We start from the raw sequence: 11,648 nt of genomic DNA, 5'->3' as shown, positions 1-11,648 counted from the left end.
GCCGGGGTGCGAGTGCACCCCGGCCGCCGGGCGGACGGTACGTCAGCTACCGCTGCTGAGGTCTCAGCAGCTGCGGTCGACGAGGTTGAAGGTCTTGTAGTGGTCGGCGGTGTAGTAGTCCTCCTGGGGCTGTTCGCCGGTCACGATGCGGCGGGCGCCGCGGGTGGGGGCGCCCGGAGTGATGACGGTGTACTCGTGGTAGTAGTCCGACGCACTCTGGGCCGGCAGGACGCCTTCGGAGTTGGTGAAGACCGACCCGTCCTTCCCCGGGTACGGGAAGGGGCCGCCCTGGTCGATCAGCTTGAGGGTGTCGTGGGCCTGGTCGGGGAGCTGGGAATAGCAGACCTTGCCGATGTCGTTGGTGTCGTCGGCGGCCCTGACGTGGACCGCGACCGTGTGGGTCGTGGCGACAGCGGGCGTCGCGGCGACGGCGGTCCCGCCGAGGAGCAGGGCCGAGGCGAGGGCGCCCGCGGCGCCGATCTTCGTAATCCGTGGGGGGATTCTCATGCCGTACAGAATGACGCGCGTAGACATGCCCCTGTCAATCCCAAGAAGCCTAAGTTTCCCGGGAGTTCACAGGGACACCCCGAGGACACCCCATTTGTTCCGCTGCACCGCCCGCGTGTTCCCCTTGACCGATCACCAGTTCCGCTCTACTGGCACTGTTGCCGACACCCCTCTGGAGGGCCGCCCCATGCGCGTCAAGGACTTCGACCACCTCGTGCTCACCGTGCAGGACATCGAGCGCTCGCTGGCCTTCTACTGCGGACCGCTCGGCCTGGAGCCGGTCCGGGTGGACGCATGGCGGGCGGGCCAGGCCCCGTTCCCCTCGGTGCGGGTGAGCCCGTCCACCATCATCGACCTGATCACCGGCCCCCGCAGCGGGTCCAACGTGGACCACATCTGCCTGGTCGTCGACCCGCTGGACTGGCAGCAGGTCATCGACTCGGGCCGCTTCACGGTGCTGGAGGGCCCCGTCGGCCGGTACGGGGCACGGGGCGAGGCGCAGTCGATCTACGTGTCCGACCCCGACGGCAACACCGTCGAGCTCCGCTGGTACCCGCAGGACGTCGCGTAACGGGCCGCGAGCCCCTCCGACGGGTCGGGCGCTTTTGCCTCTGAGGCAAATCTTTTGCCTCAGAGGTGAAGGCTGGCTATACCGGAGCCATGACCCAGCTCCCCGACGAGCCCTCCGGCGCCGCTCCTGAGGAGTTCGCCACCGTCGCCCCCCGGCTGCGTGACCTGCGACGACGCGGCGGCCTGACGCTGGAGGCCGCGGCCCGTCGGGTGGGCCTGTCGCCGGCGCACCTGTCCCGGCTGGAGACCGGTCAGCGGCAGCCGTCGCTGCCGATGCTGCTGGCGCTGGCCCGTACGTACGGCACCACGGTATCCGACCTGCTCGGCGAGACCGCGCCCGAGCGCGACCCCATCGTGCGGGCCGGGCGCGCCGAGCCGTCGGAGGCCGGCGGCTGGACGTACTGGACCGTCGGCGGCGCCGGACGTGCGATGCAGTCGCTGCGGGTCCGGGTGCCGTACCGGGCGCAGCGCGAGCTGGTGCGGGTGCACCCCGGCGAGGAGTGGCTCTACGTCCTCTCCGGCCGGCTGCGGCTGACCCTCGGCGAGGCGGCGCACGTGCTGGATCCGGGCGACGCCGCGCACTTCGACTCGCTGACCCCGCACCGGATCGCCGCGGCGAACCGCGGCGGTGTGGAGCTGCTGTTCGTGCACACGCTGCTGCAGAGCGGCGCCGCCGAGCTGTGCCTGGGCGACGGGGCGCCGCCACACCGCGGGGTCTGAGCCCGCACCGTCCGCCGTCTGCCGTCCGCCGTTCACCGTTCACCGTTCCGGAAGGGAAGGTCCGTTCGCCGTGCCCGAAAACCCCACCCCCGCTTGCCCCGCCCCCTCGTCTCCCGAGCCGGCTTCCGCGCAGTACGTCGAGAACAAGCCACCGCGCGGGCTGTATGTGCGGGTCTTCGTCTACGTCGTCGCCACCCATGTGCTGCTCGCCTTCATGAGCCTGCTGGTCATCATCGCCAAGTCCCGCTAGGAGTCGGCCGGTGAGTCGGTGTCAGCCGTGGCGCGGGACGCGACGCGCCGCTGCACGGAGTACGCCCCCTTGCCCCGTCCCGGCGATCGGGTGACCCTGCTGCCACCGTGCCCGACGCACGACCGGCAGCGCGCCCCGGCGCGCGACGCACGCACCAGACTCGTCCCTGAACCTCGCTGCACCGAGGAGGACCGAAGGATGCACCGTACGCGCACCGCGGTTGCCACCGCCTTCGCCGTGGCCCTTGCCGTGATCCCCCTGGCGGGCATGTCGGGGCCGTCGCGCGCCGCTCCGGCCGGCAGCAGCGACGCCCGGGACAGCCCCGAGGACGCCGCCGCCGTCACCCCCACCCCGCAGTCCGTCCGGGACCGCGCCGACCACATCACCGTCACCCGGTCCGTGACCGTGGTCGCCGGGCCGCGAACCGACGCCCCGGCACTGGCGCTGGTCACCAGGACGCTGAAGGACGCCGGCGCCCGGCATGTCGTACGGGCCGGGAAGGCGCCGTCCGGGGGCGGGCAGCTGACCGTCTACGTGGACGGGGCGGGCGCGGCCCGGGCGCTGCGGGAGTTGGGCGCGCGCGGCACCGGCGGGCTGCCGGCCGAAGGGTACGCGCTGGCCCTCGGCGCCGGCCGGATCGCGCTGGCCGGCCGGGACGCCACCGGCACGTACTACGCGGCCCAGACGCTGCGTCAGCTGCTGCCGCACCGCGACCGGCCCGGCGCCCGCGTGCGCGGCACCGCCGTGCGGGACTGGCCGGCCACCCCGCTGCGCGGTGTGATCGAGGGCTTCTACGGGACCCCGTGGTCCCATCAGGCCCGCCTCGACCAGCTCGACTTCTCCGCCGAGCACAAGATGAACATCTACGTCTACTCCCCCAAGGACGACGCCTACCTCCGGGAGAAGTGGCGCGACCCCTACCCCGCCGACCGGTTGGCGCAGCTGCGGGAACTGGTGGACCGGGCGCGGGCGCGGCATGTGGAGTTCACCTACGCGCTCTCCCCCGGCCTGTCCGTCTGCTACAGCTCGGCCGCCGACGTCCAGGCGCTGACCGCCAAGTTCGGCACGCTGTGGGACATCGGCGTACGGACCTTCGCGGTGCCGCTGGACGACATCAGCTACACCAGGTGGAACTGCGCCGCCGACAAGGCGCGGTTCGGGACCGGCGGCGGGGCGGCCGGGGCGGCGCAGGCGCAGCTGCTGAACCGGGTCAACCGGCAGTTCATCGCCCGGCATCCGGGCGCGCAGCCGCTCCAGATGGTGCCGACCGAGTACGCCGACCTGAAGTCGTCGCCGTACAAGAAGGCGCTGGCCACCCGGCTGGACCGGAACGTGCTGGTGGAGTGGACGGGCGTGGGCGTCATCGCGCCGACGATCAGCGTCGGGCAGGCGCGGCAGGCCCGGGAGCTCTTCGGGCACCGGATCCTGCTGTGGGACAACTACCCCGTCAACGACTACGTGAGCAAGCGGCTGATGCTCGGGCCGTTCAACGGGCGGGCGCCGGGGGTGCCGGGGCAGCTGGCCGGGATCACCGCGAATCCGATGATCCAGCCCGCCGCGTCCGAGCTGGCGCTGCACACGGTGGCCGACTACGTGTGGAACGACCGGGCGTACGACGCGCGGGCGTCCTGGCGGGATGCGATCCGGGAGCTGGCCGGCGGCGACGCCCGCACGGAGAGCGCGCTGCGCGCCTTCGCGGACGTCAACTACACCTCGGCCATCAACCCGCGTCAGGCGCCTGAACTGGCCGCTGCCATCGCCCGGTTCCGGAGGGACGGCCGGGCCGGGCGGCTGGACGCGGTGCTGCGCCGCCTCCAGAACGCGCCGGCCGTGCTGCGCGACCGGCTCGACTCCCGGGCGTTCGTCCGGGAGGGCGGGCCGTGGCTGGACGCCACCCGCGCCTGGGGGGTCGCGGCCCGCGACGCGCTCCGGCTGATCGAGGCGGACCGGGCGGGCGACACCGCCACGGCCCGGCAACTGCGGGGCCGGATCCCGGAGTTGGTCAGGACGGCGAAGTCGTACGTCTATGTCGACATGAAGGGGAAGCGGATCCCGGTGGTGGTCGGCGACGGGGTGCTGGACACCTTCGTCGCGGACGCGCTGGGCGGGCACGGCGCGTCCCGGGCGGCGCGGGCCCGCTGACCGGACCGGGCGCCGGGCGGGACGGGCGGCCGGGTGGGCGGCGATGAGGTGATTCCGCGGTGACCCGGGCGGGCGTCCTCCGTGCCGGGGGGGTGGCCGGGCCCTAATCTGAGGCCCCGGCCACCCGCCTCGCGCCCCACAGGAGGAGACCCGCATGGCCCGACCCGCCGCCCCCCGGCCGAGCGCCGCCGCCGTCCTCGACGACGCGGTGCGCGCGCTCGCCCCGGACCCGGACGCCAACCGGCTCGTCCGCCGTATCGCCACCGGCGAGGCGCCGCGCTCGGTGTTCACCACCTTCGCCCTGGAGCAGCACCAGATCATCGACGCCGACCGGATCAGCTTCCAGCATCTGGCGCGCCGGGCGGACGGCGATCCGCCGATGGCCGACTTCTTCGATCTGCTCGCCCACGGGGAGGCGCTGGCCCTGGAGCAGCTGGCCGCGCTGGCGGACGCCTGCGGGCTGACCGGCCGCGACCTCGCCGCGTACCAGCCGCGTCCCGGCTGCCAGGCGTACCCTTCCTACGCGGCGCGCCTCGCGCTGAGCGCCGAGCCGGCCGACGCCGCCATCGCGATCACCGCCAACTTCTCGGCCTGGAGCGGTTATTGCGCCACGGTCCACACCGCGATGCGGGAGCACTACGACTTCCCCGAAGCGGCCCGCGGGTTCTTCGCGCTGTTCGCCCGGCCCTCGCCGGAGCTGGCTTCCCGGGCCCGTGCGGCGGTGCAGCACGGCATCGACACCGGCCAGGCGCGACCGGCGGCCGCGCACCGCTACGGGCGGCTGCTGCAGGCGTACGAGGTGATGTTCTGGAACTCGGTCGACGAGTGACCCGTTCCCCGCGCGTCGGAGCCGCACCGGCGGCTCCGGCGGGCGGGCCCGGTGAACGGGCGGGCGCCCCTGACCGGTTGTCGGGGACCCCCCCCCGCCGGGTGCGTCAGCCGCCCAGTTCGCGGTGCCGGGCCTCCAGGCGTGCGGCCCCCTCGGGCGTGAGGGAGCCGTGCAACCGGAGCCGCGCGATCCCGCCGTCGGGGAAGATGTCCATCCGTACGTGGGTCACCGCGGGCGCGTCGTGCAGCAGGAAGCGGTGGACGGTGTCGGGCTGGAGCCGGGTGCGCGGCAGCAGTTCGACCCAGTCGCCGCTCTCCCCGTCGCGGCCGGACAGGCCCGCCCAGCCGGCCGAGTTGCCCTTGAGGTAGCCGGTGTCGATCTCCACGGCGCGGATCACGGACTGCCCGGTGAGGCGGTAGCGAACCCAGTCGTTGCCATGGCCGCGACGGCGCCGGGTCTCCCAGCCGTCGTCCATCTTGCGGGAGCGGCCCGGCTGGATGGTGTTGGTGGGCGAGGAGTAGAAGCGGTCCGAGGCGTCCTCGACCTGGCCGCCGTTCTCCAGCGCGGCGAGGTCGAAGGTGCCCAGCGCGGCCAGCCAGCGGGGGGCCGGGACGACCTCGCCGTGCACCCGGAGGCGGGCGATCCCGCCGTCGGGGTGCTGGTGGAGCCGGAGGTGGGTGAAGCGCTGTGCGGCGTCGACGGCGAAGCCGTTGGCGGCGTGCCCGCCGATGGCGGTGCGCGGGACGAGCGGGGTCCACTTGACGTCGTCGGCGAGGAGTCCGGCCGGCGACGGGGAGCCGTCGACGCAGGTGCCCTCGATGCTGACGGACTGGGGGTAGTTGCCGCGGAAGTGGGCGGTGTCGACGACGATGCCGTGGATCACGCCGGGTGCGCCGAGCCGGATCAGCGCCCAGTCGTGGTCCTCCTCGGCCGGGAACGGGTGGGCGCCGTCGGTGCCGCGGCGCCGCCGGGTCTCCCAGCCGTCCATGATCTTGCCCTTGTGGCCGAACGCCTCGGGGTCGAAGTGGGCGGCCCCGGGCGTCAGGAGGTTCTCCCGTTCGGCGAAGAACTCGTCGTTGGCGGCGAGCACGCCCGCGCCGAGCCGCCGGTCGGCGAGGTCGGGGAGGTGGGTGAAGGGGAAGCCGTCCGGGCCCGGGGTGCGGTAGTCGGCGTACGGGTCGCCGCCTCCGTAGGGGTCGGCGTCGCCGGTGTAGCGGGGTATGTCGCCGGTGGTCATGCGCGCGGCCTTTCCAGGAGCTCGCCGGTGGGTTCGGCGAGGGTGGTGCCGTCGTTGATCCGCCGGCCGCGCAGCCAGGTGGACCGGACGACGCCGTGGAGGGTCCGGCCCGCGTAGGCGGTGATCTTGTTGCGGTGCTGGAGGGCCTGCGGGTCGACGGTGAAGGTCTCGTCGGGGGCCAGGACCGCGAAGTCGGCGTCCCGGCCGGGCTCGATGGCGCCCTTCTGGTGGAGGCCGACCAGTTCCGCCGGGGCGGCCGACATCCAGCGGACCACGTCCTCCAGGGTGTGGCCGCGCTCGCGGGCGGCGGTCCAGATGGCGGGCAGGCCGAGCTGGAGGGAGGAGATGCCGCCCCAGGCGGTGCCGAAGTCACCGGACTTGAGGTCGGCGGTGGAGGGCGAGTGGTCGGAGACGATGCAGTCGATGGTGCCGTCGGCCAGGCCGGCCCACAGCGCGTCCTGGTTGCCGGCCTCGCGGATCGGCGGGCAGCACTTGAACTCCGTGGCGCCGTCCGGGATTTCCTCGGAGGTCAGGGTCAGGAAGTGCGGGCAGGACTCGACGGTGATCCGGACGCCCTCGGCCTTGGCGGCGGCGATCAGCGGCAGCGCGTCGGCGGAGGACAGGTGCAGGACGTGCACCCGGGCGCCGAGCAGCTTGGCGAGGGCGATCAGCCCGGCGATGGCGTCGTTCTCGGAGACCCGGGGGCGGGAGGCGAGGAAGTCGGCGTACTTGGGGCCGTGTGCCTCGGGGGCCGCCTCCAGGTGGCCGGGGTCCTCCGCGTGCACGATCAGCAGCCCGTCGAAGCCGGCGATCTCGCCGAGCGCGGCGGCCAGCTGCTCCTGGTCGACCTCGGGGAACTCCTCGACGCCGGACGGCGACAGGAAGCACTTGAAGCCGAACACCCCGGCCTCGTGCAGCGGACGCAGGTCCTTGACGTTGCCGGGGATGGCGCCGCCCCAGAAGCCGACGTCGATGTGCGCCTTGCCGCGGGCGACCTCGCGCTTGGTGTCGAGGTGGGCGGTGGTGGTGGTCGGCGGGAGGCTGTTGAGCGGCATGTCCACGAGCGTGGTGATGCCGCCGGCCGCCGCGGCGCGGGTGGCGGTCCAGAAGCCCTCCCACTCGGTGCGGCCGGGGTCGTTGACGTGTACGTGGGTGTCCACGAGGCCGGGAAGCAGGACGTCGTCACCGAAGTCCTCGACCTGCGCTCCGGCCGGGGCCTGGGCGTCGTGCGGCAGGACGGCCGCGATCTTCCCGTCCTCGACGGTGACCGTCGCGGCGCGGGTCCCCTCGGGGGTGACGACGCGCGTGGAGCGCAGCACCAGCACTGTTTCGGACACCCAGTACCTCCTCGTATGGTTCTCTTCCATGGTCGCGGGCCGGCGGCCGTGGGGCGCGCCCGCCGGGGGCCGTGGGGCCCCCGGCGCGCATCCCTCAGGACGGATCCGCCGGCCGGCATCCAGAATTCAACAGTCTGTTGAGCGAGTCTTCACTCCGGACCCCGGCCCGTCAAGACCCCTTCGCCACCACGGGAGCCGCCCCGGCACCGGTCCGCCCCGGCCGCTCGGCCACCTCCTCGGCCCCGGCCCTGACCTGCGACGGGATGATCTCCTGCGGGATCGGGCCGGCGTCCGCCGCGGCCCGGGAGCGGCCGGAGACCAGGACGTAGAGCAGCCCGGAGAGCACCATCCCGAAGATCCAGGAGAACGGCGCCACGGCGCCGAAGGCCGGTATCAGCGCCAGCGAGGCCGCGACCGCGGCGGCCGGCAGAAAGGCGATCACGGCCTTCGGGTTGTAGCCCCGCCGGTAGAAGTACGCCCCCTCGGCATCGGCCGAAAACAGCGCGTCGACATCGATCCGGCCGCGCCGCACCAGGTAGTAGTCGACGAGCAGGATCGCCACCAGCGGGCCGAGGAAGGCCCCCAGCGCCCCCAGGAAGTACTGGATCACCAGCGCCGAGGAGTACAGCTTCCACGGCAGGACCAGGATGGCCAGCACCGCGGTGATCATGCCGCCGCGCTTGAAGTCCAGGTACTTCGGCGCGAGGTTGGCGAAGTCGTAGGCGGGCGAGACGAAGTTGGCCACGACGTTGATGCCGATGGTGGCGATGATGAAGGCGAGCGCGCCGATCACGGTGACCACCGGATCGTCGATCTTCTGGATCACCTTCACCGGGTCGTAGATCGCCTCGCCGAAGACCGAGATGGTGCCCGCGGTGACCAGGACGGCGACCACCGCGAAGGCGGTGAAGTTCACCGGCAGGCCGATCAGGTTGCCCCGCCGGTAGGAGCGGTGGTCGGGCGTGAAGCGGGCGAAGTCGGCGTAGTTGAGGACCAGGGTGAGGAAGGTGGCCACGGTCAGGCTGACCGCGATCAGGCTCTGCCGGGCCTGCGCGGCGCCGCCGAGGCCGGTGAGACTGCGGGTCAGCGAGATGTCGCCGTGCGCCTTGACGACCAGGTAGACGGCCAGCGCGAGGACGACGAGCCAGACCACCGGCCCGGTCGCAAAGTCCTGCACCCTCCGGATGAACTCCATGCCCCGGGTCAGCAGGACGGCCTGCAGCCCCCACATCACCAGGAACGCGATCCAGCCGAGGGTGGACAGCCCCAGCACCGAGTTGTGGTCGTAGGCGTCCAGGCCGGGCGCGATCTGGAGCGTCAGCAGCACCACGGCGGTGGACGCCAGCCAGGTCTGGATGCCGTACCAGGACACGGCCATCACCGCCCGCAGCAGGGCCGGGATGTTGGCCCCGTAGACGCCCCAGCTGGCGCGGGCGAGCACCGGGTAGGGGACGCCGGTCCGGTGCCCCGCGTGACCCATCCGGTTCATCAGCCAGTACACGATCGTGATGCCGGCCAGCAGCGAGAGGAACACCTCCCAGGCCGGCAGGCCGAGCACGAAGAGGCTGGCGGCGAAGGCGTAGTTGCTGATCGCGTGGGTGTCCGACATCCACAGCGCGAAGACGCTGTAGGTGCCCCATTTGCGTTCCGGGGCGGGCGCGAGGTCCTCGTTGAAGAGCCGCGGGTCCGGCGGCGCCGGACGGTGCTGCGGGGGTGTGCTCATGTGTCCTCCCAGGCAGATTGGGTGGATCTCGTGTATCAGCTGCCAGTTGTCAGATGTCTGATGTCTGTGCGGAAAAATCGGTGTGCCGTGTGGTGCCCTGCGAAAACGCGGCGCCACGGGCGAGGTGGCTGCTCAGCGGCCAGGAGCCGATGGCCTTCGGGCGCGGCGGTGCGAAGCTGCGCCCCGTACTGGTGGTGAGCCCGAGGCCGACGACCGCCTCCGCGAACTTCACCGCGGCGGCGACCCCGTCCACGACGGGCACCCCGAGCGCCGCGGAGACCGCCTCCTGAAGTCCGGCCATCCCGCCGCACCCGAGGCAGATCACCTCGGCCCCGGCCCGGACCACCTCGCGCGCCGTCTCGATGACCACCTCGACCGTCCGTCGGGGGTCCCCCTCCAACTCCAGGACGCCGAGCCCGGTGCCGCGTACGGCGGCGCAGCGCTGGAGCAGCCCGGCGGTCAGCAGCCGGTCCCGGATCTGCGGTACGGAGCGGTCGAGGGTGGTGACGATCCCGTACGCGTGCCCCAGCATCATCGCCATCTGGGCGGCGCTCTCGGTGATGTCCAGGACGGGGACGTCCAGCAGCTCCTGGGCGCCCTCCCGGCCGGGTTCGCCGAAGCCCGCCATGACCAGCGCGTCGAAGGGCGCGTCCAGGGTGGCCAGCCGGTCCAGGACGGCGGCGGCGCTGAGATACCCCTCGAAGTGACCCTCGATCGACTCGGGACCCCACAGGGGTTCGGTGGCGAGGATCTCGGTGCCCGGTGCGGCGGCCGCGGTGGCGGTCGCGCGGATCGAGGCGGTCATGGAAGCCGTGGTGTTCGGGTTCATGACGAGCAGGCGCATGACGCTCCAGCCATTTGGAGGATTCCACAGAATGGACAGTAGGTTTCGCGGAGCAGAACGTAGCTACGGCCACTGGCACCGTCAAGAGATCTGCGCAAGGACGTGGCACCTTGGGACATACAGGCCCTGACCGGCGGGAACGACTGTGCGATAGGCCGTGTGCCTGCGCGGTGTGACCGGTAGGCTGCTCCGGTCGGGCCCGGCGCCCGCAAGCACCAGAGCCGAGACCGATCAGACCCGCCCCGAAAGGAACGCGACGTGCCGCCGTCCAGCGCCAGCACCTCCGCCGCCGAAGCCAAGCCCGCAGGCGCCAGCGGCGGCGTCCAGTCCCTTGAGCGCGCCTTCGACCTCCTGGAGCGGATGGCCGACGCGGGGGGCGAGGTCGGGCTGAGCGAGCTGTCCACCAGCAGCGGACTGCCGCTCCCCACCATCCACCGCCTGATGCGCACGCTCGTCGCCTGCGGCTACGTCCGGCAGCAGCCCAACCGCCGGTACGCCCTGGGCCCGCGCCTGATCCGGCTCGGCGAGAGCGCCTCGCGGCTGCTGGGCACCTGGGCGCGCCCGTTCCTGGCCCGCCTGGTGGAGGAGACCGGCGAGACCGCCAACATGGCGCTCCTCGACGGCGACGAGATCGTCTACGTGGCCCAGGTCCCGTCCCGGCACGCGGTCCGCATGTTCACCGAGGTCGGCCGCCGGGTGCTGCCGCACTCCACGGGCGTCGGCAAGGCCCTGCTGGCCAACCACCCGCCGGAGGAGGTCCGCGCCCTGCTCGGCCGTACGGGCATGCCGGCCGCGACCGAGAAGACCATCACCGACCCGGACCGCTTCCTCGACGCGCTCGCCGAGGTCCGCCGGCTCGGCTATGCGGTCGACGACAACGAGCAGGAGATCGGCGTCCGCTGCTTCGCGGTCCCGGTGCCCAACTCCCCCACCTCGGCGGCCATCTCCATCTCGGGCCCGACGGGCCGGGTGACGGAGGCGTCCACGGACAAGATCGTGCCGGTGCTCCAGGACGTCGCGGCGCAGCTGTCGGTGGCGCTCGCCAACCAGACACCGGCGTGACCGGGGCGGCTGCCGGGACGGCCGGGCCCCTGGGGTCACCGCCCCCTCGGCAGCTGGCCGAACCCGTCGATCCGCTCGCGGACCTCGGTCAGGGCGGGCGACAGCGCGCTGACCGAGCCGACCGCCCCGGCGATCAGCAGCAGCGAGCGGCGCAATCGCGGCACCTCCGGCATCCCGTGGCTCATCATCGCGTCCAGTGCGGCCAGTTCGTCATCGGCGGCCGCACGGTCCGGTAACTCCGCGGGCAGCACGGCCAGTTGACGGCGCAACCGGGCCACCGCCCCCCGCAACTCCTGGACCCGCGGGTCGCCGCCGGCGCCCGTCACTCGTCTGTCCCTGTGCAGCTGTTCCACAACGACGGCGTCCTCCAAGGCCGTTGCCGTTCCGCAGTGCGGGACAGTTAACGCCACTCTGCGCCGCGCGCGCC

The 11,648-nt window shown here is 72.9% G+C and carries 12 protein-coding genes; 6 read left to right on the top strand and 6 right to left on the bottom strand.

Annotated features, from left to right (window positions below):
• Positions 1 to 63: 63 nt before the first annotated feature.
• A complete protein-coding gene (locus ACO1BR_RS27600) occupies positions 64 to 507 on the bottom strand; it encodes a ribonuclease domain-containing protein (protein WP_426797813.1) in 444 nt (147 codons plus the stop codon).
• A gap of 187 nt (positions 508 to 694) precedes the next feature.
• Between ACO1BR_RS27600 and ACO1BR_RS27595 the strand changes: the two genes are divergently transcribed.
• The 5 genes from ACO1BR_RS27595 to ACO1BR_RS27575 all read left to right on the top strand — a co-directional run bounded on the left by ACO1BR_RS27595 (position 695) and on the right by ACO1BR_RS27575 (position 5,018).
• A complete protein-coding gene (locus ACO1BR_RS27595; RefSeq protein WP_426797812.1) occupies positions 695 to 1,078 on the top strand; it encodes a VOC family protein in 384 nt (127 codons plus the stop codon).
• 89 nt (positions 1,079 to 1,167) lie between these two features.
• The gene (locus ACO1BR_RS27590) at positions 1,168 to 1,797 is read left to right on the top strand and encodes a helix-turn-helix domain-containing protein (RefSeq protein WP_426797811.1); all 630 of its coding nucleotides are present in this window, start codon (positions 1,168 to 1,170) and stop codon (positions 1,795 to 1,797) included.
• Positions 1,798 to 1,867: 70 nt separating this feature from the next.
• The gene (locus ACO1BR_RS27585) at positions 1,868 to 2,047 is read left to right on the top strand and encodes a DUF6126 family protein (RefSeq protein WP_426797810.1); all 180 of its coding nucleotides are present in this window, start codon (positions 1,868 to 1,870) and stop codon (positions 2,045 to 2,047) included.
• 198 nt (positions 2,048 to 2,245) lie between these two features.
• On the top strand, positions 2,246 to 4,189 hold the full coding sequence (locus tag ACO1BR_RS27580) for a beta-N-acetylglucosaminidase domain-containing protein (protein WP_426797809.1): 1,944 nt from the start codon (positions 2,246 to 2,248) through the stop codon (positions 4,187 to 4,189).
• A 154-nt stretch (positions 4,190 to 4,343) separates the two neighbouring features.
• Positions 4,344 to 5,018 carry a transcriptional regulator gene (locus ACO1BR_RS27575; RefSeq protein WP_426797808.1) on the top strand — a complete coding sequence of 225 codons (675 nt, stop codon included), beginning with the start codon at positions 4,344 to 4,346 and terminating at the stop codon, positions 5,016 to 5,018.
• Between the two features lie 106 nt (positions 5,019 to 5,124).
• On the opposite strand, the gene alc is transcribed toward ACO1BR_RS27575, so the two are convergent.
• The 4 genes from alc to ACO1BR_RS27555 all read right to left on the bottom strand — a co-directional run bounded on the left by alc (position 5,125) and on the right by ACO1BR_RS27555 (position 10,159).
• The gene (gene alc, locus ACO1BR_RS27570; RefSeq protein WP_426797807.1) at positions 5,125 to 6,255 is read right to left on the bottom strand and encodes an allantoicase; all 1,131 of its coding nucleotides are present in this window, start codon (positions 6,253 to 6,255) and stop codon (positions 5,125 to 5,127) included.
• The gene (gene allB, locus ACO1BR_RS27565) at positions 6,252 to 7,622 is read right to left on the bottom strand and encodes an allantoinase AllB (protein ID WP_426797806.1); all 1,371 of its coding nucleotides are present in this window, start codon (positions 7,620 to 7,622) and stop codon (positions 6,252 to 6,254) included. Before allB ends, alc begins: the two co-directional genes overlap by 4 nt.
• Before the next feature lie 139 nt (positions 7,623 to 7,761).
• The gene (locus ACO1BR_RS27560; RefSeq protein WP_426797805.1) at positions 7,762 to 9,315 is read right to left on the bottom strand and encodes an NCS1 family nucleobase:cation symporter-1; all 1,554 of its coding nucleotides are present in this window, start codon (positions 9,313 to 9,315) and stop codon (positions 7,762 to 7,764) included.
• Positions 9,316 to 9,364: 49 nt separating this feature from the next.
• Positions 9,365 to 10,159, bottom strand: a complete 795-nt coding sequence (locus ACO1BR_RS27555) for an aspartate/glutamate racemase family protein (protein WP_426797804.1) — start codon at positions 10,157 to 10,159, stop codon at positions 9,365 to 9,367.
• A gap of 258 nt (positions 10,160 to 10,417) precedes the next feature.
• Between ACO1BR_RS27555 and ACO1BR_RS27550 the strand changes: the two genes are divergently transcribed.
• Positions 10,418 to 11,221 (top strand): IclR family transcriptional regulator, encoded by an 804-nt coding sequence (locus ACO1BR_RS27550; protein ID WP_159507397.1) that lies wholly within the window; start codon positions 10,418 to 10,420, stop codon positions 11,219 to 11,221.
• Positions 11,222 to 11,256: 35 nt separating this feature from the next.
• On the opposite strand, the gene ACO1BR_RS27545 is transcribed toward ACO1BR_RS27550, so the two are convergent.
• Positions 11,257 to 11,547 carry a DUF5955 family protein gene (locus tag ACO1BR_RS27545; RefSeq protein WP_426797803.1) on the bottom strand — a complete coding sequence of 97 codons (291 nt, stop codon included), beginning with the start codon at positions 11,545 to 11,547 and terminating at the stop codon, positions 11,257 to 11,259.
• Positions 11,548 to 11,648: the final 101 nt, after the last annotated feature.

The sequence above is a fragment of the Streptomyces sp. YGL11-2 genome, from assembly GCF_050054615.1.
Taxonomy (GTDB): Bacteria; Actinomycetota; Actinomycetes; order Streptomycetales; family Streptomycetaceae; genus Streptomyces.
Note: the sequence above shows the minus strand (reverse complement) of the source record. Positions and strands in the feature narration are given on the sequence as shown.

What these genes read in the sequence shown, in the direction of transcription:
- ACO1BR_RS27600 (WP_426797813.1), bottom strand. Translation starts at nt 507, where the DNA reads ATGAGAATCCCCCCACGGATTACGAAGATCGGCGCCGCGGGCGCCCTC.
- ACO1BR_RS27595 (WP_426797812.1), top strand. Translation starts at nt 695, where the DNA reads ATGCGCGTCAAGGACTTCGACCACCTCGTGCTCACCGTGCAGGACATC.
- ACO1BR_RS27590 (WP_426797811.1), top strand. Translation starts at nt 1,168, where the DNA reads ATGACCCAGCTCCCCGACGAGCCCTCCGGCGCCGCTCCTGAGGAGTTC.
- ACO1BR_RS27580 (WP_426797809.1), top strand. Translation starts at nt 2,246, where the DNA reads ATGCACCGTACGCGCACCGCGGTTGCCACCGCCTTCGCCGTGGCCCTT.
- ACO1BR_RS27575 (WP_426797808.1), top strand. Translation starts at nt 4,344, where the DNA reads ATGGCCCGACCCGCCGCCCCCCGGCCGAGCGCCGCCGCCGTCCTCGAC.
- alc (WP_426797807.1), bottom strand. Translation starts at nt 6,255, where the DNA reads ATGACCACCGGCGACATACCCCGCTACACCGGCGACGCCGACCCCTAC.
- allB (WP_426797806.1), bottom strand. Translation starts at nt 7,622, where the DNA reads ATGGAAGAGAACCATACGAGGAGGTACTGGGTGTCCGAAACAGTGCTG.
- ACO1BR_RS27560 (WP_426797805.1), bottom strand. Translation starts at nt 9,315, where the DNA reads ATGAGCACACCCCCGCAGCACCGTCCGGCGCCGCCGGACCCGCGGCTC.
- ACO1BR_RS27555 (WP_426797804.1), bottom strand. Translation starts at nt 10,159, where the DNA reads ATGCGCCTGCTCGTCATGAACCCGAACACCACGGCTTCCATGACCGCC.